Origin of the sequence: Aurantimicrobium sp. INA4 (assembly GCF_027924525.1) — a bacterium.
Lineage (GTDB): Bacteria > Actinomycetota > Actinomycetes > Actinomycetales > Microbacteriaceae > Aurantimicrobium.
Map to the genome: position 1 here is coordinate 767051 of NZ_AP027040.1, position 19368 is coordinate 786418.

17 protein-coding genes are annotated in these 19368 nt (G+C 48.5%); 10 read left to right on the forward strand and 7 right to left on the reverse strand.

Features of this window, described 5'->3' with window-relative positions; genetic code table 11:
- The first annotated feature begins 12 nt into the window (after nucleotides 1-12).
- The 4 genes from dnaE to AINA4_RS03865 are packed head-to-tail and all read left to right on the forward strand — an operon-like array spanning nucleotide 13 to nucleotide 6401.
- Nucleotides 13-3528, forward strand: coding sequence for a DNA polymerase III subunit alpha (gene dnaE / locus AINA4_RS03850; RefSeq protein ID WP_281787605.1), 3516 nt, complete (start codon nucleotides 13-15; stop codon nucleotides 3526-3528).
- Between the two features lie 20 nt (nucleotides 3529-3548).
- Nucleotides 3549-4865, forward strand: coding sequence for a histidinol dehydrogenase (hisD, locus tag AINA4_RS03855; RefSeq protein WP_281787606.1), 1317 nt, complete (start codon nucleotides 3549-3551; stop codon nucleotides 4863-4865).
- 4 nt (nucleotides 4866-4869) lie between these two features.
- Nucleotides 4870-5337 carry a transcriptional regulator NrdR gene (nrdR, locus tag AINA4_RS03860; RefSeq protein WP_281787607.1) on the forward strand — a complete coding sequence of 156 codons (468 nt, stop codon included), beginning with the start codon at nucleotides 4870-4872 and terminating at the stop codon, nucleotides 5335-5337.
- The gene (locus AINA4_RS03865) at nucleotides 5337-6401 is read left to right on the forward strand and encodes a quinone-dependent dihydroorotate dehydrogenase (RefSeq protein ID WP_281787608.1); all 1065 of its coding nucleotides are present in this window, start codon (nucleotides 5337-5339) and stop codon (nucleotides 6399-6401) included. Before nrdR ends, AINA4_RS03865 begins: the two co-directional genes overlap by 1 nt.
- Here the strand turns inward: AINA4_RS03865 and AINA4_RS03870 are convergent.
- Entirely contained in the window at nucleotides 6398-6955 is a 558-nt protein-coding gene (locus AINA4_RS03870) for a DUF3043 domain-containing protein (RefSeq protein ID WP_281787609.1), read from the reverse strand. The genes AINA4_RS03865 and AINA4_RS03870 overlap by 4 nt on opposite strands.
- Before the next feature lie 42 nt (nucleotides 6956-6997).
- Here AINA4_RS03870 and AINA4_RS03875 point away from each other — a divergent pair, with 42 nt between their 5' ends.
- The 5 genes from AINA4_RS03875 to AINA4_RS03895 all read left to right on the forward strand — a co-directional run bounded on the left by AINA4_RS03875 (nucleotide 6998) and on the right by AINA4_RS03895 (nucleotide 11994).
- Nucleotides 6998-8380, forward strand: a complete 1383-nt coding sequence (locus tag AINA4_RS03875) for a dipeptidase (protein ID WP_281787610.1) — start codon at nucleotides 6998-7000, stop codon at nucleotides 8378-8380.
- An 81-nt stretch (nucleotides 8381-8461) separates the two neighbouring features.
- Complete coding sequence (locus tag AINA4_RS03880) at nucleotides 8462-8818, forward strand: iron-sulfur cluster assembly accessory protein (protein ID WP_280798899.1); 357 nt, start codon at nucleotides 8462-8464, stop codon at nucleotides 8816-8818.
- Nucleotides 8819-8954: 136 nt separating this feature from the next.
- Nucleotides 8955-9845, forward strand: coding sequence for a cytochrome c oxidase subunit II (gene coxB, locus AINA4_RS03885; RefSeq protein ID WP_172418242.1), 891 nt, complete (start codon nucleotides 8955-8957; stop codon nucleotides 9843-9845).
- Between the two features lie 9 nt (nucleotides 9846-9854).
- Nucleotides 9855-11567 carry a cytochrome c oxidase subunit I gene (ctaD, locus tag AINA4_RS03890; protein ID WP_281787611.1) on the forward strand — a complete coding sequence of 571 codons (1713 nt, stop codon included), beginning with the start codon at nucleotides 9855-9857 and terminating at the stop codon, nucleotides 11565-11567.
- A gap of 7 nt (nucleotides 11568-11574) precedes the next feature.
- Nucleotides 11575-11994 carry a cytochrome c oxidase subunit 4 gene (locus tag AINA4_RS03895; protein ID WP_096381164.1) on the forward strand — a complete coding sequence of 140 codons (420 nt, stop codon included), beginning with the start codon at nucleotides 11575-11577 and terminating at the stop codon, nucleotides 11992-11994.
- Between the two features lie 563 nt (nucleotides 11995-12557).
- Here the strand turns inward: AINA4_RS03895 and AINA4_RS03900 are convergent.
- From AINA4_RS03900 to AINA4_RS03915, 4 genes are read right to left on the reverse strand one after another with little or no spacing between them, the layout of a single operon-like run.
- Nucleotides 12558-14159 carry a cytochrome bc complex cytochrome b subunit gene (locus AINA4_RS03900; protein ID WP_281787612.1) on the reverse strand — a complete coding sequence of 534 codons (1602 nt, stop codon included), beginning with the start codon at nucleotides 14157-14159 and terminating at the stop codon, nucleotides 12558-12560.
- Nucleotides 14156-15220 (reverse strand): Rieske 2Fe-2S domain-containing protein, encoded by a 1065-nt coding sequence (locus AINA4_RS03905; protein ID WP_281787613.1) that lies wholly within the window; start codon nucleotides 15218-15220, stop codon nucleotides 14156-14158. Before AINA4_RS03905 ends, AINA4_RS03900 begins: the two co-directional genes overlap by 4 nt.
- A 38-nt stretch (nucleotides 15221-15258) precedes the next feature.
- Nucleotides 15259-16059, reverse strand: coding sequence for a c-type cytochrome (locus AINA4_RS03910; protein ID WP_281787614.1), 801 nt, complete (start codon nucleotides 16057-16059; stop codon nucleotides 15259-15261).
- A 21-nt stretch (nucleotides 16060-16080) separates the two neighbouring features.
- Nucleotides 16081-16764: a heme-copper oxidase subunit III gene (locus AINA4_RS03915; protein ID WP_281787615.1), complete on the reverse strand. Its 684-nt coding sequence runs from the start codon at nucleotides 16762-16764 to the stop codon at nucleotides 16081-16083.
- Between the two features lie 23 nt (nucleotides 16765-16787).
- Here AINA4_RS03915 and trpD point away from each other — a divergent pair, with 23 nt between their 5' ends.
- The gene (gene trpD, locus AINA4_RS03920) at nucleotides 16788-17840 is read left to right on the forward strand and encodes an anthranilate phosphoribosyltransferase (protein ID WP_281787616.1); all 1053 of its coding nucleotides are present in this window, start codon (nucleotides 16788-16790) and stop codon (nucleotides 17838-17840) included.
- Between the two features lie 105 nt (nucleotides 17841-17945).
- On the opposite strand, the gene AINA4_RS03925 is transcribed toward trpD, so the two are convergent.
- Both AINA4_RS03925 and glpK read right to left on the reverse strand, forming a co-directional pair.
- Complete coding sequence (locus AINA4_RS03925) at nucleotides 17946-18212, reverse strand: FGGY-family carbohydrate kinase (protein ID WP_281787617.1); 267 nt, start codon at nucleotides 18210-18212, stop codon at nucleotides 17946-17948.
- A complete protein-coding gene (glpK, locus tag AINA4_RS03930; RefSeq protein WP_281787618.1) occupies nucleotides 18128-19351 on the reverse strand; it encodes a glycerol kinase GlpK in 1224 nt (407 codons plus the stop codon). The genes AINA4_RS03925 and glpK overlap by 85 nt, the downstream gene beginning before the upstream one ends.
- Nucleotides 19352-19368: the final 17 nt, after the last annotated feature.

Consider the following 19368-nt stretch of genomic DNA (forward strand, 5'->3'; position numbering starts at 1 on the left):
ACTGGAGTGAAGATGGCGAAGAACAACGACTCGTTCGTTCATCTCCACGTACATTCTGAATACTCCATGCTTGATGGCGCTGCTCGCGTCAAACCACTTATCCAGGCAGCTGTTGATGCTGGTATGCCGGCAATTGCGATTACCGACCATGGAAACATGTTTGGGGCCTACGACTTCTGGAACACCGCGACCGATGCCGGAATTAAGCCCATCATTGGTACAGAGGCTTACCTCACTCCGGGAACACACCGTACAGACAAAACTCGTGTTCGTTGGAACAACGGGGGAGATGATGACGTCTCCGGTGGTGGTGCTTATACCCACATGACGCTCCTATCGGCATCGACGGAGGGTATGCATAACCTCTTCAAGATGTCGTCTCTTGCGTCGCTAGAGGGCTATTACTTCAAGCCTCGCATGGACAGAGAACTACTCAATACCTACGGCAAAGGATTGATTGCGACAACAGGATGCCCAGGTGGTGAAATACAAACCCGTTTGCGTATAGGCCAATACGCAGAAGCTCGTGAAGCAGCAGCTGAGTTCCGAGACATTTTCGGAGCTGAGAATTTCTTTGTTGAAATTATGGATCATGGGTTAGATATTGAGCGACGGGTAGTTACTGATCTGATCAAGCTCTCCAAAGACTTGGGATTGCCTCTTGTAGCAACGAATGATCTTCATTACACGCATGCACACGATGCAGACGCGCATGCTGCATTGTTATGTGTTCAGTCGGGCTCAACTCTTGATGACCCAAACAGATTTAAATTCGAATCTAACGAGTTCTATCTTAAATCTGCAGCAGAAATGCGTCGACTCTTTGCCGATTACCCCGAGGCATGCGACAACACTCTCCTCATCGCAGAACGTTGCGAAACCAGTTTCGAAAAGCGTGACCTCATGCCGCGTTTTCCTGTGCCTGAAGGAGAAACTGAGGCCAGCTGGTTTGAGAAAGAAGTAGCTGCCGGGTTGGAAAAAAGGTTCCCTCTGGGCGTTCCTGAAGCACATCAAGCTCAAGCTAAGTATGAAGTTGATGTCATTATTCAAATGGGTTTCCCCGGCTACTTCCTAGTTGTTGCGGATTTCATTGCATGGGCCCGAAAGCAAGGCATTCGTGTTGGACCGGGCCGCGGTTCGGCAGCAGGTTCACTCGCTTCTTATGCCATGGGAATTACTGAACTGGACCCTCTGCATCACGGTCTCATTTTTGAGCGTTTCCTCAACCCTGAGCGTGTTTCTATGCCGGATGTTGACGTTGACTTTGATGATCGTCGCCGCGGTGAGGTCATCAAATACGTCACCGAAAAATATGGTGATGATCGTGTTGCACAAATCGTGACCTATGGCACAATCAAGGCAAAACAAGCACTGAAAGACTCTGCCCGTGTACTTGGTATGCCATATTCGGTCGGTGAAAAACTGACAAAGGCAATGCCGCCCTCGATTATGGGCAAAGATATCTCCCTTACCGAGATCATGGATCCCCAGTCAGCGCGATATAAAGAAGCAAATGATTTCCGCTCAGTCTTGGAATCTGATGTTGATGCGCAAACAGTGTTCAACACAGCTCAGGGAATCGAAAATCTCAAACGCCAATGGGGTGTTCACGCTGCTGGTGTGATCATGTCGGCTGAACCGCTGATGGATGTTATCCCCATCATGAAACGCGAAGATGATGGAGCAATCATCACCCAGTTTGACCAGCCCCCTTGTGAGTCTTTGGGGCTACTCAAAATGGACTTCTTAGGTCTTCGTAACCTCACGGTTATTCAGGATGCTTTGGTCAATATCAAGAACAACCGTGGAATTATCGTAGAACCTGAAACACTTGACCTAGATGCAGACCCTGCAACGTACGAACTCCTCTCTCGAGGGGACACACTTGGAGTTTTCCAGCTCGATGGCGGTCCCATGCGTGCACTATTGAGGCAATTGAAACCAACAAACTTCGAAGATATTTCCGCGGTTATTGCCCTTTACCGACCAGGTCCAATGGGAATGAATTCGCATACAAACTATGCGCTTCGCAAAAATGGTCTGCAAGAAATTGAGCCGATTCACCCTGAACTTGAAGAACCACTTTCTGAGATTCTGGGAACAACATACGGCCTCATTGTCTATCAAGAGCAAGTGATGGCTGTCGCGCAAAAAGTCGCAGGCTTCACACTCGGGCAAGCAGATGTTTTGCGTCGCGCCATGGGAAAGAAGAAAAAGTCGGAACTGGATAAGCAGTTTGCCGATTTCGAAGCGGGAATGATTTCCAACGGATATTCGCCCAGTGCCGTCAAGATTCTCTGGGATACCCTCATGCCATTCGCTGACTACGCATTCAACAAGGCTCATTCTGCAGGGTATGGCGTGTTGAGTTATTGGACCGCGTATCTCAAGGCAAATTTCCCAGCAGAGTACATGGCTGCACTGTTGACTTCTGTGGGTGATTCCAAGGACAAACTTGGTATTTATCTCTCTGAATGTCGACGTATGGGTCTGAACGTCCTCGCTCCCGACGTCAACGAATCTGATGGTGTCTTTTCGGCAGTTGGAACAGATATCCGTTTTGGCATGGGTGCCATACGTAACGTGGGATTTGGCGTCGTTGAACATATCAAAGCAGCACGCTTGGAAAAAGGAAGATTCGATTCATTTCATGACTTCTTGAAGAAAGTCCCACTTCCAGTAGCAAATAAAAAGACTTTGGAATCACTTATCAAAGCCGGTGCTTTTGACGCTATGGGTAATACCCGAAGAGCACTGGTCGAAATTCATGAAGACGCGGTCGAATCAGCCGTCAGCCTGAAGCGTAACGAGGCAAACGGGCAAGTTGACCTTTTCGGCGACATGTTTGAATTTGAGCAGGATCACACTCAAGTTCCTGATCGTCCCGAATTCACAAAGCGTGACAAACTCGCCTTTGAACGTGAAATGTTGGGTCTTTACGTATCTGATCACCCTTTGGCAGGGCTAGAACTCCAATTGGCGAAACACGCCACTATCACCATCAATGAACTCACTACGAGCGATCAAACAAATGATGGCGACATTGTTGTTCTGGCTGGACTGGTGACAGAAGTTCAACGGCGCATTGCTAAAAAGTCAGGAAACGCATACGGAATAATCAAGCTCGAAGATTTCGGGGGAGAGCTTGACATAATGCTGCTGGGGCGCACGTATCAAGAATTTGGCCCCATGCTCGAAACTGACATGGTGCTTGCAGTCAAGGGTCGAGTTAATGTTCGTGATGACGGTGTCAACATCCAAGCTATGAGCATGTTTGTTCCAGATCTCGGATCAAACATCACGAACAATGCACCGCTAAATCTTGTGCTTCCGGAAATCAGAGCAACATCTTCGACAGTGTCAGAGCTATCAGAAGTACTCAAAAGACACCCAGGTGAATCAGAAGTTCGACTCAAGCTCACACGAGGAGATGTTGCCCGTGTTTTCGAATTGCCAGCACGAGTGAACGTGAATTCTGATTTATTCGGTGAACTCAAGTCACTTCTCGGTCCTGGCTGTCTCGGGTAGGGAAATAGACTGGACTGGCCATGATTCGAACTATAGACCTTCGCGGAACACGACCTAATCGAGAAGAATTACTTGCCTTAATTCCACGTAATTCACTTGATGTTCAGACCGCTTCAAGCATCGCTGCTGAGTTAATCTCAGACGTTTGTGAACGTGGCGTTCTCGCATTACAGGAGCAAGCGTTCAATTTAGATGGTGTCTCAGGCCACAATATTCGTGTCCCTCAACAGCATATTGACCAAGCTGTTGCTGAACTCAGCTCACAACTTCGCTCTTCACTCGAAGAAACTATTTCTCGCGTTCGGCTCGGATCTCAAGCTCAGGTTCCTTCTCAAACTTCCACAATGATTGCTCCCGGAGCGACCATCATTCAACGCTGGCAACCAGTTGAACGGGTCGGTTTATACGTACCTGGCGGCAAGGCAGTTTATCCATCCAGCGTGATCATGAATGTAGTTCCTGCCCAGGTAGCAGGCGTGACCTCTATCGCATTAGCCTCACCGCCCCAAGCGCAATATGACGGAAGAGTTCATCCGACCATCTTGGCTGCTGCTGGTCTCCTCGGAATTTCTGAGGTTTATGCAATGGGCGGTGCAGGAGCTGTTGGAGCGTTCGCATTTGGCGTTCCAGATTTGGGACTGACACCTGTTAATGTCGTCACCGGTCCAGGAAACATTTATGTTGCCGCGGCAAAACGCTTGGTCCGGGGAACTGTTGGTATCGATTCTGAAGCTGGACCAACGGAAATATTGATCATCGCAGACTCTTCTGCCAATCCCGCTTTCGTTGCAGCTGATCTTATTTCCCAAGCAGAACATGATGAAATGGCATCTGCAGTCCTGGTGACAGATTCTGAAGTTTTCGCTGCTGCAACTGCGCAGGAAATTTCTCGGCAGGCGCCGTTAACAAAACATGCAGAACGTGTGGAGACCTCACTCAATGGCAATCAATCAGCGCTTGTCATTGTCGATGACCTCAATATTGCTGTTGATTTCAGTAATGCCTATGCTCCGGAACATTTAGAAATTCATACCTCTAATGCACATCAGCTTGTTTCTTCGATCAAAAATGCAGGAGCTATTTTTGTTGGTGATTTCACTCCGGTGAGTCTGGGGGATTATTCAGCGGGGTCTAATCACGTTTTGCCCACGGCTGGACAGGCTCTCTTTTCATCAGGCCTTGGAGCGTATACATTTTTGAGACCTCAGCAAATTGTGGAATATACCAAGGACGCCTTGTCGTCAGTAGCCGAAGGCATCAGATCACTCTCCGATGATGAGGACTTACCGGCTCACGGTGATGCTGTAGATATTCGTTTCGAACAAGAGGACAATTAGCCGAATGTATTGCCCATTTTGCCGTCATTCTGATTCTCGAGTGATTGATTCTCGAACAAGCGATGATGGTTTGTCGATTAGACGTCGTAGACAGTGTCCTGAATGCAACGGCAGATTCTCGACCCTTGAAACCGCATCACTCTCAGTTATCAAACGATCAGGTGTTGTTGAAGCTTTCTCGCGCGAAAAAGTCGTTCTCGGAGTCCGTAAAGCGTGTCAAGGTCGTCCGGTTACAGATGCTGATTTGGCTGTTTTGGCTCAGAAAGTTGAAGAAACTATTCGCGCCACTGGCGCTTCACAAATTGAGGCAAATGAAATCGGTTTAGCGATCTTGCCGTCTCTTCGTGAATTAGATGAAGTTGCATACCTGCGTTTTGCGAGCGTTTATCAAGCTTTTGAATCTCTAGAAGATTTTGAGGCCGCTGTTCGAACATTGCGTGCAGAACGAGCGAATGGTCCTGCCTCAGAATAATGACGACGCACAACGGTAGCCACGGTTTCTACAATTTCATTTTTCATTCTTTTTTCAAACATCTTGATGCTGAAAAGGCTCATCATCTCGGCGCGTTTGTCATTCGGATTACTGGACTTCCCGGAATTCGCCACGTAAAACATGCATTTACCCGGCCTGCTCCAGAACTCCATGTCCAAGCTCTAGGCCTGAACTTTGATTCGCCTTTCGGCATGGCTGCAGGTTTTGACAAGGATGTCAACATGGTTTCTGGCCTTTATGCGCTGGGATTTGGTCACGTAGAAGTCGGAACTCTGACAGCACACGCACAACCAGGCAACCCGAAACCTCGACTATTCCGTCTGATTCCTGATAGGGCCCTCATCAATCGGATGGGTTTCAATAATCATGGTGCAGCAGCGGCAGTTCCACGGCTCAACAAACTTCGTAAACTCAAACACCGCCCCGTTATCGGAGTGAACATTGGTAAATCACGCATCGTGGATGTTGAGAATGCGATAGATGATTACCTGACCAGTACACGCCTTCTTGCTCCGCTTGCTGACTATCTCGTTGTCAACGTGAGTTCCCCCAACACTCCAGGTTTGAGGGGATTACAAGAAACTTCTTCGTTGTCACCGTTATTGACGGCTGTGAAGGAAGCCTCAGGAAATACTCCGTTGTTAGTGAAGATTGCTCCTGACCTGAGTTCTGAAGAAATCCGTGAAATCGCTCAATTAGTCACCACGCTCAAACTAGATGGAATTATTGCGACGAACACCACCATCAGCCGTAGTGGTTTGTTAACTCCTCTAGAGAAAGTGGACGCAATCGGTGCAGGAGGGTTATCTGGTGCACCGCTTCATGACAGATCCCTTGAGGTACTCAAAGAGCTTCGTGACGTTGTTCCTGCTGAAATGTGTGTGATTTCGGTCGGGGGTATTGAAACTGCACAACAAATTCAGGAACGTCTCGATGCTGGTGCAACCCTTGTGCAGGGATACTCGGGATTTATCTACAACGGCCCTGCATGGGCGTTGTCTATAAACAGACGTTTGCGCAAAATGCGCAAAGAACAGCTTTAGCTGGGGAACTGACGTCGTCCAACTTGTGGCTTGGGTAAGCGCAAGGGGCGCATTTGCAAGCTTCGCATGCCGGCATACCAACGAACACCCTTATCAATGGAGCCGAACTTTTCAGTCATCTTCTTGCGCAGACGAATACTCAGAATCATGGCATCAGTAAGCGCAATAAAGAAGAAGGTCCACAGCACCAAGAATGAACTTTCTTGGACCGGCAAGCTCGGAATAAAGGTCATGATGATGACCAAGAACATGAAAGGAACCATTAATTCACCGACGTTGTAGCGAGCATCTACATAGTCACGGGCATATTTCTTCTGAGGTCCGCGGTCGCGTAGTGGAAGGTATCGTTCATCGCCAGAAGCTAAACCGATGCGAGCACGGTTACGTTCTTCGTTCATGCGTGCGCGTTCTAGTCGACGAGCTTCTTTGCGGTCGTCAGGGACCAAAGGGCGCTTGTTGGCTGCTTCACGCTCTTTACGGCTAGGGGTTGGATGTCCTTTTCCTACAACTTCTTGTGAAGTAGTTTCAGGGGTCTCTTCAGACTTTTTCGCCACGGTATTCCTTCAATCGATACGTTCGAACATAAGATTACCGGCATGACCGTTTCACTTCCTGACGTTGAGCTCAAAGTTTCGTCTCATTTCCCTCAAGTAATCGATACTTTGACAGAACTGGTGGCAATTCCCTCAGTCTCATGGCCTGCCTTTGACCAAATTGAAGTAGAGCGCAGCGCCGAGAAAATTGTTTCTCTAGTGGACGAACTTGATTTTTTTGACTCTGTTGAGCTTCTGAAGGCTTCTATCGGTGAGACACAAGATCTTGGACAACCAGCGGTTGTTGCCAGAAGAGAAGCTTCGACTGGATATCCCACAATCCTTTTATATGCCCACCATGACGTTCAGCCCCCTGGTGATATTTCATTGTGGGAAACACCACCTTTTGTAGCGACGCAACGAGACGGGCGATTATTCGGTCGAGGATGTGCTGATGACAAAGCTGGAATTCTTGTTCACTTGACGTCTATTCGAATCTTGAAAGAACTGGAAAACACTCCGAATCTTGGTGTTGTTCTTTTCATTGAGGGCGAAGAAGAATATGGATCACCTTCGTTTGATAACTTTCTTTCGCTCTACCGAGCCAAACTTGAATCAGATGTCATCGTTGTTGCAGACTCAGGAAATTGGGACACTTCGATCCCTGCACTGACAACAACTTTGCGCGGAAACGTGACGTTCAAACTCAGTCTCAGAACACTCGACCATGCGCTTCATTCTGGAATGTTTGGGGGAGTGGTTCCCGATTCATTTTCTGTATTTAGCCAACTTGTTTCTAGCTTCTATGACAAGTCTGGTTCTGTCGATATTCCAGGTCTAGACAAGACTTTAACTACGGATCTGTCTTATTCTGAGACGCGAATTCGAGAAGAAAGCGGTGTGCTTCCTGAAGTGGATCTGATTGGGAGCGGTGACGTTTTGTCCAGGCTTTGGACGCAACCTTCTATCACCGTTACAGGCGTAGATTTCCCCTCAATCGAAAATGCTTCAAACACTCTTGTCCCAGAAATTTCGGCCCGCATCAGTCTTCGCGTCGCTCCTGGGCAACGTGCACAGGATGCATTCGAAGCGTTTTCTGGCTACGCAGAAGCGTTTTTGAAGTCGAAGGCTGTTTATTCCATAACCGATGTCAGTACCGGGGAAGGATTTGTTACAGATATTCAAGGTTGGGCTGCGAAATCTATGGAGAAATGTCTTTCTGAGGCGTTTGGTACAGAATGCGTTGAGATGGGCGTCGGCGGTTCAATTCCATTTATTTCAAGTTTTGTTGATGTTTTCCCAGGCGCCCAGGTACTCGTCACAGGTGTGGAAGATCCTGATTCCTGCGCTCACAGTCCCAATGAATCTTTGGACCTCAGCTCATTCCAAAAGGCAATTACTGCTCAGTCACTTTTTTTGCTTCGGTGTAATCAGAAATCGACTTAATGCACAGGAATACTTCAGCACCTCAGCACGTTGTCAGAATAGAATCTAAACAAGCGAAGAATCACCTTCCAAGGAGCGGAAATGACTGAAACGACAACCACGCAATCTCGTGCACACGGTGTTGGTTTGACCGATGCTGCTGCTGAAAAGGTTAAAACTCTTCTTGCACAAGAAGGGCGAGATGATCTCCGTCTTCGGATTGCCGTTCAGCCCGGTGGTTGTTCCGGTTTGATTTACCAGCTTTACTTTGATGAACGCTCGCTCGAGGGCGACGCAGTCGTTGATTTTGGGGGAGTAGAGGTCGCTGTCGACAAAATGAGCGTTCCCTATCTAGATGGTGCCACTATCGACTTCGAAGACACCATCCAAAAGCAAGGATTTACCATTGACAACCCTAATGCTGAGGGTAGCTGTGCATGTGGGGATTCATTCCACTAAAGAACTTTCATTTTTGCTTCACCAGAGCGAAAATTAGGCCGTTTGTTACAAAAATAACCTCTCTACTGAGGGTAGAGTTGAACATGTTCGTTTCTGTGTGATTCGAACTTTGAAAAGTGTTTGTGAAAGGCCAAAAGTGCGTTCTACACGTCGAATCCGATGGGCTGCCATTCCGTTAGCAGCAACGCTGGTACTTGCCATGACGGCGTGTACAGATCAAGAACTCGCAGGCTACATGCCTGGTTTCGTTTCTGGTGCAGAGCCAGTAACCAATCACACAAAACTCATCACCGATTTCTGGGTAAACAGCTGGATTGTTCTCTTCGCAGTTGGTTTCATTGCTTGGGGCTTGATGCTTTGGTCGATGGTTGTTTACCGCCGTCGCAAGACTGACACTGGGCTCCCAGTACAGCTGCGTTACAACATGCCGATCGAAGTTTTCTTCACAGTCGTGCCACTCATCCTTATCCTGGGTTTCTTCGCATTCACAGCTCGTGATGAAGCAATTATCGAAAAGCGATTTGATAACCCTGAAGTCACTATTCAGGCTTTTGGCAAGCAATGGGCCTGGGACTTCAACTACACCAACGAAGATGTTTACTACTCTGGCATCCAGGTCCAGCCTGATCTTTCTCCAGATGCTCCTCAAGGGGCGATTCTTCCTGAATCATTACCAACCCTTTACTTACCTGTTGGTAAAACTGTTGAAATTCAACTCAATGCCCGTGACGTTATTCACTCGTTCTGGGTAATTGACTTCTTATATAAAAAGGACATGATTCCGGGTAAGACCAACTACATGTCCATCATTCCTCAGCGTGAGGGTACTTACGCTGGAAAGTGTGCTGAACTGTGTGGAGAATTCCACTCACAGATGCTCTTCCAGGTAAAGGTTGTCTCTCAGGCAGAATACGATGCCTATATTGAAAGCCTCCGCGAACAGGGCTTCGAGGGCCAACTTGGCAACGAATATGACCGTGTTACAAACCAAGCGAATGTTGTTGCATCCGCTACAGAGTCGAAGTAAGGAACTGCGATGAGCTCAACTCTGACTCCAACGCCCGTCGTTACTACTACTGAGAAGCCTCAGACAGTAGGAGTGACTCGTCCTGTCAAAAAGGGAAACATCGTCGTTAAGTGGCTTACCTCCACTGACCACAAAATCATTGGTCACATGTACAACATCACCTCGATTTTGTACTTCCTGCTTGCAGGTGTGATGGCACTGATTATTCGTGCACAACTATTTGCACCTGGTCTCAATGTTCTGCAGACTAAAGAGCAGTACAACCAGATGTTCACCATGCACGGAACAATCATGCTTCTGTTAGTGGCCACTCCATTGTTCGCTGGTCTAGCAAACGCAATTCTTCCGCTTCAAATTGGAGCTCCTGACGTTGCTTTCCCACGTCTGAACATGCTCTCGTTCTGGCTCTACTTTTTCGGTGCGCTTATCACCGTAGGTGGATTCTTGACTCCTCAAGGTGCTGCGAGCTTCGGTTGGTTTGCTTATGCGCCATTGTCCGACTCCACCTTCTCACCTGGTATTGGCTCCAACATGTGGGTACTAGGTCTTGCAATGGGTGGTTTTGGAACCATTCTTGGTGCTGTGAACTTCATCACAACCATCATCACCATGCGCGCACCCGGCATGACCATGTTCCGCATGTCGATCTTCTCGTGGAACATTCTGATTACATCGATCCTTGTTCTCCTGGTATTCCCAATTCTCGCTGTAGCTCTCTTTGGTTTAGCTGCTGACAGAATCTTTGACGCACACGTATTCGATGCGGCAACCGGCGGGGCAATTCTCTGGCAACACATGTTCTGGTTCTTTGGTCACCCTGAGGTTTACATCCTCGCGCTGCCATTCTTTGGTGTTGTCTCGGAAATCATTCCAGTCTTTAGCCGCAAGCCCATCTTCGGTTACAAGACTTTGGTTTACGCAACCATTGCTATTGGTGCTCTGTCCATGACTGTCTGGGCTCACCACATGTATGTCACCGGTTCGGTTCTACTTCCATTCTTCGCTCTGCTGACCATGCTTATTGCGGTCCCCACAGGTGTGAAGATTTTCAACTGGATTGGAACCATCTTCCGTGGATCTGTCACATTCGAAACACCAATGATGTTTGCATTAGCTTTCGTATTCAACTTCGTATTTGGTGGTCTTACCGGAATCATCCTGGCTTCGCCAGTGCTCGACTTCCACATGTCTGATTCCTACTTCGTCGTCGCTCACTTCCACTACGTCATTGTTGGCGCTTTGATCTTCGCTCTATTTGGTGCCTTCTACTTCTGGTGGCCAAAGTGGACCGGAAAGATGCTCAACGAACGCCTCGGAATGTGGCACTTCTGGCTGTTCTTCATCAGCTTCCACATGACATTCCTCGTTCAGCACTGGCTAGGTGTCATCGGTATGCCACGTCGTTACGCCACTTATTTGCCAGAAGATGGTTTCACCTGGATGAACCAGCTCTCCACAGTTGGCGCTTTCTTGATGGCTGTATCTCTTCTTCCGTGGGTTCTCAATGTCTACCTCACCGCTCGTTATGGAGCTAAGGTGACGGTCAACGACCCTTGGGGTTACGGCCGCTCGCTGGAGTGGGCTACTTCTTGCCCACCCCCACGTCACAACTTCACTTCTATTCCACGTATCCGTAGCGAGTCTCCTGCGTTCGATCTCAATCACCCAGAACTTGCACCTAGCGGTTACACCAGCGCTCCTGCTCTAGCTGCAAAGGCATAACCTAAATATGAAAAGCAATGTCGTCATGCTCCTCGTTTTGGGGGCATACTTCCTACTTTCAGGAATCGTTTACATCATCTGGAACCATCTAGCTGGTCAGGAATTTGAAGCTACGGGATCCATAGGTCTGCTTCTTTCGGCTGTTCTCGCAGGTTTCGTAGCGTTCTTCCTCAACATGGTGAACCGCTCACAAGGCGGAATCCTGCTACCTGAAGACACTCCTAATGCAGACATTGATGATGCAGATCCTGATCTGGGACACTTCAGTCCGTGGAGCTGGTGGCCACTCATCCTTGGTGCAGCCATTGGACTTGTATTCCTCGGTCTCGCTGTCGGCTTCTGGATTATTTTCTTAGCTATTCCATTTGTATTGATTGCAGTGACAGGTTGGACATACGAGTACTACCGAGGAAACTTCGGTCACTAACTCACAACAAATTTACGGGCCCCAGATCTATTTCTGGGGCCTTTTTGTTTGTGCACAAGTATCGTGAAGAACCGCACTACAAATGAATCCAGATCAATCCATTGAGTACTGAATACCTGCGTGATCTGTACAGCATAATCACGATTCCCCCAGAAGACTATGAGCTCTGAACAGATGCGATTTAGACCCTGAGATTTTTCTGTGGGCAATTTCATAACGAATTACTTTTTTATGTGCCTACCGGAGGTTATTGTGACGCTACAGAGCTACACAGCTACAGAGCTACACAGCTACACAGCTACAGAGCTACACAGCTACAGAGCTACACAGCTGCCCTGAATAACCCCCCCAGTGGTTGCTGACTAACTGTTGAGTAAAGAATCAGGAAACAAACTTCAACTCGTTGAAATTTCTCTTTTGATCGTTCAGCGGTATTCATTTCTGTCTTGAAACGTATGAATGTTCGCTAGACAGCCCTTATCGATACGCGTGTGACACATTTTGTCTCGAAAATGAGCATAAAAAGAGAACCCCTCCGGAGAGGGGTTCTCTTTCGTGTGAATTTAGTGGTGTGCGTGCTCGAGAGCAAGCTTGTACTCTTCCTGTGTTACAGGAGCAATACGGTCTTCAAAGAAGAAGCGTGAGAGCGATGCTCGCATTCGCATGCCTGTTGTGATTTTTCCCTGAGGGTTAGGTCGCAACATGATGGGTGCGTTGTCGTTATACGAGACAAGCTGCCAACGGTCATAAGCGTCCAATTGTTGGTGAACTTCAATGAATTCTCCGCCTGGAAGACGAACAATGCGACCAGTTTCATAACCGTGAAGCAGAATCTCACGATCCTTCTTCTGTAGTGCCAGAGCAATTCGCTTTGTTACAACAAACGCAATAATTGGGCCAACGATCAGGAGAATTTGGAGTGTGTTAATGACACCCTCCATAGTCACCTTGAAGTGAGTAGCAATGATGTCGGAAGAAGCTGCTGCCCACAGAACTGCGTAGAAGGTCACACCAGCAGCACCGATAGCGGTACGTACGGGAGCGTTTCGAGGACGATCGAGTAGGTGGTGCTCGCGCTTGTCACCCGTTACCCAAGCCTCAACGAAGGGGTAAGCAAATGCAGCAGCAAGGAACACAACTAGAATTAGTACCGGAATGATGATGTTCCAGGACCATGTGTAACCGAACCAGTATGTTTCCAGGTGGGGTGGGATCAGACGCAAAGCACCATCGGCAAAACCGATGTACCAGTCAGGCTGAGTACCTGCAGAAACAGGGGAGGGGTCGTATGGTCCGTAGTTCCAAATTGGGTTGATTGTTACTGTTGCTGCCATGAGCATGACAACACCGAATACCAGGAAGAAGAATCCACCTGCCTTCGCTGCGTAAACAGGAAGGATGGGGAAGCCAACAACATTCTCCTCGGTCTTACCTGGGCCAGGGTACTGGGTGTGCTTGTGAATGATGACGAACATCAGGTGAAGCACGATGAAAATTAGCACGAAAGCAGGCAACAGGAGGATGTGCAAGGAATAGAGGCGACCAACGATGTCGTCACCGGGGAATTCGCCACCGAAGAGGAGGAAGGTGATCCAGGTACCCACTACAGGCAAACCTAAGATCATTCCGTCGATAATGCGAAGACCATTCCCAGAGAGCAGATCGTCGGGAAGTGAATATCCGGTAAATCCCTCTGCCATAGCAAGCACAAACAGAACGAATCCAATGGACCAGTTCAGTTCACGTGGCTTGCGGAAAGCACCAGTGAAGAACACACGCAACATGTGCAAACCGATACTTGCTACGAAAAGAAGAGCAGCCCAGTGGTGGACTTGACGCATAAGCAATCCACCGCGGATATCAAAAGAGATATCAAGTGTTGACGCCATAGCCGCTGACATTTCAATTCCCTTGAGGGGTACGTAAGAACCCTCATAGTGAACTGGAGTCATGGATGCTTGGAAAAAGAAAGTTAAGAAGCTTCCAGAAAGCAAGATGATGACGAAGCTGTACAGAGCGACTTCACCGAGCAGGAAGGACCAGTGGTCGGGGAAAACTTTGCGACCGAATTCCTTGACGGCGCCAGAAATACTGGTTCGCTCGTCAAGGTAGTTGGAGAACTTTCCTACAACGCCACTTTGTGCAGGTGCCGTTACATTACTCATTTAGCGCGCTCCCAAAAGCTAGGTCCAACAGGTTCAGTAAAGTCACTACGTGCAATAAGGTAGCCTTCGTCATCCACAGTGATAGGTAGCTGGGGGAGAGGGCGGGCTGCGGGTCCAAAAATCACGGCACATTCGTTGGCAATGTCAAACTGTGACTGGTGACAGGGGCACAGTAGGTGGTGTGTTTGCTGTTCATAGAGCGCAACTGGACAACCAACGTGCGTACAAATCTTTGAATATGCAACAATTCCGTCGTAAGACCACGACTCTCGTTCTTTGCTGGTCCATTGTAAATCTTCCTTCTTCAAGCGAACAAGGAGAACAGCAGCTTTAGCCTTTGCGTTGAGCATTTCGTGTTCTGGAAGATCAACAAGACCTTCGGGGATTACCTGGAATGCTGAACCAATGGTGAGGTCAGAAGCCTTGATTGGTGTTCCTTGTGGGTCACGAGTCAGACGAAGACCCTTTTTCCACATGGTGTGCTTCAGTTCATTATTTGGGTCAACATCCATTGGAGCTAGACCGCGGAACAAAGCAATTGCTGGAAGCGGGAATGCAATCAACGCACCGATGAGACCATTGCGAATGAGAGTCCTACGGCTGAAACCAGATTCTTCATCAGACTCACGGAAAATTTCTACCGCACGAGCTCGTGTTTCCTCCGTGCCGCGCACTGGGTGTCGGTGATCAATGGCTTCTTTGTCTGCCATCAAAGCCTTGCCCCAGTGAACTGCGGCAATACCGATAGCAAGTAGTGAGAATGCGATACCCAAGCCCAGGTAGAGCGTATTCATACGAACTGAATGCACATTTTCAGGCTCAATGGGAACAAACATGTAAGCCCAGACAGCGAAAACGCTTGCTGCAATGGAGAAGTAGAAGAGTCCGTAGACAACACGTTCGGCTCGCTTGGCTGCTTTGGGGTCAAGGTCAGTTATGCGTGGGCGGTGTGGGGGAAGACCTGGGTTGGTGAATGCGTCGGGTGCAACTACACCAGTCCCGGTTACTTCTGCATTGTCTGCAGGAACGATGTCGGCTTTGCCGTTCTCGTTCTTAGCCATGTTTCTCCTTTAGATTCTTTCTAAACTTTGGTGAAGTCTTAGTTCGACTTAGCAGTAACCCAGACAGTCAGCGCAACGATTGCACCGAGACCGAAGACCCAGAGGAAGAGACCTTCTGATACTGGACCAAGACTTCCCAGTTCAAGACCTCCAGCTGAAGGGTTTTCCTGGATGTAGGTCAGGTAAGAGATGATGTCCTTCTTCTCTTCGGGGGTGAGATTCAGGTCATTGAAAACGGGCATGTTCTGGGGACCAGTCAACATTGCTTCATATACGTGTACTGCAGCTACACCCTTGAGTTCAGGGGCATATTTACCTTCAGTTAGAGCACCGCTAGCTCCAGCGACGTTGTGGCACATTGCACAGTTGATGCGGAAGAGCTCACCACCGTTGGCAACGTCGCCTCCTTCAAGCATCGACTGGCTTGGAATTGCAGGGCCGGGAGCCAATGAAGCTACATATGCTGCGAGTGCTTTGGTTTGCTCGTCGGTAAATTGAACTGGCTTTTGCTCTGCCTGGGGACCAGACATCTGCATTGGCATGCGGCCAGTACCAACCTGGAAGTCGACAGATGCGGAGCCGACACCAATCAGAGTCGGTCCATTTTCAGTACCTTGTGCTTGCTTGCCGTGGCATGTTGCACAGTTAGCAGCAAAAAGCTTTTGGCCCTCTTCGATAACAGCGGGCGAGCTCAAGTCAGTGTTTGCATTAGCTGTGCCGGTGCTGAAGGCAGTGTAAGCACCTCCAGTTGCGACAAGACCAATCAGAATCAAGGCAACAGAGGCAAGAGGGCCACGGCGGCCTTGACGAGCTGTTTGTGCAGTCTTCTTCTTAAACATGAACTATTTACCGTCCGTTATTTATTTGAGTACGTAGATGACGAGGAACAGGCCGATCCAGACAACGTCCACAAAGTGCCAGTAGTACGAGACAACGATTGCACTGGTTGCCTCTTTGTGACCGAAGTTCTTGACGGCATAGGCACGTCCAATGATCAACAAAAATGCAATCAAACCACCGGTAACGTGCAAACCATGGAATCCAGTGGTGAGATAGAAGGCAGTTCCGTAAGCATTTCCGTTGAGCGTAATTCCTTCGCTCACGAGCACGGCGTATTCATAAACCTGACCGGTTACGAAGATTGCTCCGAGAACATATGTGAGGAAGAACCACTCAACCATTCCCCACTGTGAAAGCTTCCAACCAGTCGAACGAGGTTGCATGCGTTCAGCAGCGAAAACACCAAATTGAGCGGTTACCGACGAGAGAACCAAGATGATGGTGTTTGTCAAAGAGTAGGGGAAATTGAGAATTTCAGCCCCAGCAGCCCACTGTTCTGGGGCTGCAGTACGCAGTGTGAAGTAAATCGCAAACAAGCCAGCGAAGAACATAACTTCGCTGCCAAGCCAGACGATAGTTCCAACCGCAACAGGGTTGGGTCGACTCACAGTTGGAGTAATAGATGCTGAGTTCATAGTGGCTGCTGTCACCTTTCTATTATGGCGGAAATGACAAGTGGCGTGGGCGCAATCGACGACCGCCACGCTGTACAAGTAGCCTGTTACCTATGAGCGAAAACTACTCGTGGCCACAAATCCTCACTTCACTTCTTGAAGGCATTGATTTGACCATTTCTGAAGCTGAATGGGCAATGAACCAGATCATTACTGGAAACGCAACAAATGCCCAAATTGCTGGTTTTATGATTGCATTGCGCTCCAAAGGTGAAGCAGTACACGAGCTAGTCGGATTCCGCGACGCTGTTCTTTCTAATGCCCTCGAACTCCCCGTGCCTGCAATGGCTCTAGACATCGTTGGTACGGGCGGAGACCGTCACAACACAGTTAACATCTCGAGTACAGCAGCCATTGTGTGTTCTGCAGCAGGCGTTCCAGTCGTTAAGCATGGAAATCGTGCAGCAAGTAGTGCGTCTGGTTCCTCAGATGTTCTCTCTGAACTCGGAATTAATCTTGGCCTGACCAATACCCAAGTGGCTCAGGTACTAGACAAAGTAGGAATCACTTTTGCGTACGCGGCGGCTTTCCATCCAGGATTCCGGCACGTAGCAGAAGCCCGACGTGATCTTGGGGTACCAACAATTTTCAATATCCTCGGTCCCTTGTGTAACCCTGCACGCCCAGAAGCATCCGCTGTAGGAGTTGCTCAGTTGGATAGGGTTCCTCTGATAACCGGTGTTTTTCGCACACGTGACGCAACGGCTCTTGTCTTTAGGGGCGATGATGGTCTCGATGAGTTGACGACCACAGGCCACAGTCACATCTGGGAAATCTCACGTGGTCAAATTGTCGAACACGACGTTGATCCATCAGATTTTGGTATCCCTCGCGCGCGGTTGGAAGATATTCGAGGCGGGGAACCAAGTTACAACGCACAAGTGCTCAAAAACACTCTGAATGGTGAATCTGGCCCTGTTAGAGACATTGTCTTACTCAATGCAGCAGCAGGTTTAGTCGCCTATGAGTTGGCTCAAGACTCTTCACAGGTTCTTCGGCCCATCGCAGAAAGACTCCACGAAAAGTTAGAACAGGCAGCTCAAGCTGTTGATTCTGGTGCTGCCGCATCCAAACTCAATGATTGGGTTCTGGCAACTCAGAATTAAATCTGAGGAGAGTCAAGATCTACCCAATTCAGACTCTTTTCAACTGCCTTGTTCCATACTCGGAGCCGTCGAGTTCTCTCATCCTCAGACAATCTTGGTTCCCATCTAGTTTCTTCTTGCCAGAGTGATCGCAGTTGATCGGTGCTCTTCCAATAAACCAACTGCTAAGCCTGCAGCGTAGGCCGCTCCGAGTGCAGTTGTTTCTGCGATTACTGGTCTAACAACGGGAACACCCAAAATGTCTGCTTGGAACTGCATCAACAAATTGTTGGCAATCATTCCACCGTCTACTCGAACTTCTTTGAGCGGAAGACCCGTATCTGCATTTGTCGCATCAAGTACTTCTCGAGTTTGGAATGCAACAGCTTCCAATGCTGCGCGCGCAATATGTGCTTGTTGACATAGCGGGTGAGCCCAACAATAACTCCTCGAGCATCTGGTCTCCAATGAGGGGCAAAGAGACCGCTAAACGCGGGAACAAAATATGCGCCCCCGTTGTCCTCAACGCTTGCGGCCAATTCCTCGATTTCACTTGCGCTGGAGATAATCCCGAGATTGTCCCGTAACCATTGAATCAGTGACCCTGTGACTGCAATTGACCCTTCCAAGGCATAATGAGCAGGTTGTTCTCCTAGCTTGTAGGCAACTGTTGAAAGAAGACCGTTTTGTGAATGAACAACCTCGTTGCCGGTGTTGAAAATCAGGAAATTTCCTGTTCCATAGGTGTTTTTGGCTTCTCCAGAGGCAAACGCTGCTTGACCAAAAGTTGCGGCCTGTTGATCGCCAAGTATTCCGGCAACGGGCACGCCTGGAAGGACCTCTTGAGAAAACCCATAAATTTCAGATGAAGACCTAATTTCAGGCAGTATTTCCTGAGGAATACTAAAGAAACCGAGTAATTCGGAATCCCACTCAAGGGTGTGAAGGTTCATCAACAGCGTGCGCGATGCATTAGTCACATCAGTTGCATGTATGCCGGTGAGATTCCACAGCAACCATGAATCGATAGTGCCAAACGCGAGTTTGTTTTGTGCCGCTAATTCACGAGCCTGAGGCACATTCTCAAGAATCCACTTTATTTTCGTGGCAGAGAAATAGGAGGCCAGTGGCAATCCCGTTTTCTCTTTGAGTTTATTGAAATCTTGAGAACCATCAGCATTTGCGGCCAGAAGATCAACTAGTTGTTGAGTTCTGGTGTCTTGCCAGACAATCGCGTTGTAAATCGGAAGGCCAGTTTCTCTATCCCAAATGACGGTTGTTTCACGCTGGTTAGTAATTCCTATGGCACTGATTTGATCCGGATTTACACCTGCGTCTTCGACGGCAAGCTCAATCACTTTTTTGGTATTTGCCCAAATTTCGACTGGATCGTGCTCAACCCAACCACTGCGAGGAAAGAATTGAGTGGTTTCTAATTGTCCTGTTCCCCGCTTATTGCCTGACCTATCAAAAATGATTGCTCGGGTGCTGGTTGTTCCATTATCAATGGCAAGAACATAGGTGTCAGTCATGGCTGAAAACTATCAGG

Bases quoted from the DNA above. Each gene is read 5' to 3' on its own strand.
- hisD (WP_281787606.1), top strand. From the start codon at position 3,549: ATGATTCGAACTATAGACCTTCGCGGAACACGACCTAATCGAGAAGAA.
- glpK (WP_281787618.1), bottom strand. From the start codon at position 19,351: ATGACTGACACCTATGTTCTTGCCATTGATAATGGAACAACCAGCACC.
- dnaE (WP_281787605.1), top strand. From the start codon at position 13: ATGGCGAAGAACAACGACTCGTTCGTTCATCTCCACGTACATTCTGAA.
- AINA4_RS03880 (WP_280798899.1), top strand. From the start codon at position 8,462: ATGACTGAAACGACAACCACGCAATCTCGTGCACACGGTGTTGGTTTG.
- AINA4_RS03875 (WP_281787610.1), top strand. From the start codon at position 6,998: ATGACCGTTTCACTTCCTGACGTTGAGCTCAAAGTTTCGTCTCATTTC.
- AINA4_RS03905 (WP_281787613.1), bottom strand. From the start codon at position 15,220: ATGGCTAAGAACGAGAACGGCAAAGCCGACATCGTTCCTGCAGACAAT.
- ctaD (WP_281787611.1), top strand. From the start codon at position 9,855: ATGAGCTCAACTCTGACTCCAACGCCCGTCGTTACTACTACTGAGAAG.
- nrdR (WP_281787607.1), top strand. From the start codon at position 4,870: ATGTATTGCCCATTTTGCCGTCATTCTGATTCTCGAGTGATTGATTCT.
- AINA4_RS03895 (WP_096381164.1), top strand. From the start codon at position 11,575: ATGAAAAGCAATGTCGTCATGCTCCTCGTTTTGGGGGCATACTTCCTA.
- AINA4_RS03910 (WP_281787614.1), bottom strand. From the start codon at position 16,059: ATGTTTAAGAAGAAGACTGCACAAACAGCTCGTCAAGGCCGCCGTGGC.
- AINA4_RS03900 (WP_281787612.1), bottom strand. From the start codon at position 14,159: ATGAGTAATGTAACGGCACCTGCACAAAGTGGCGTTGTAGGAAAGTTC.
- trpD (WP_281787616.1), top strand. From the start codon at position 16,788: ATGAGCGAAAACTACTCGTGGCCACAAATCCTCACTTCACTTCTTGAA.
- AINA4_RS03865 (WP_281787608.1), top strand. From the start codon at position 5,337: ATGACGACGCACAACGGTAGCCACGGTTTCTACAATTTCATTTTTCAT.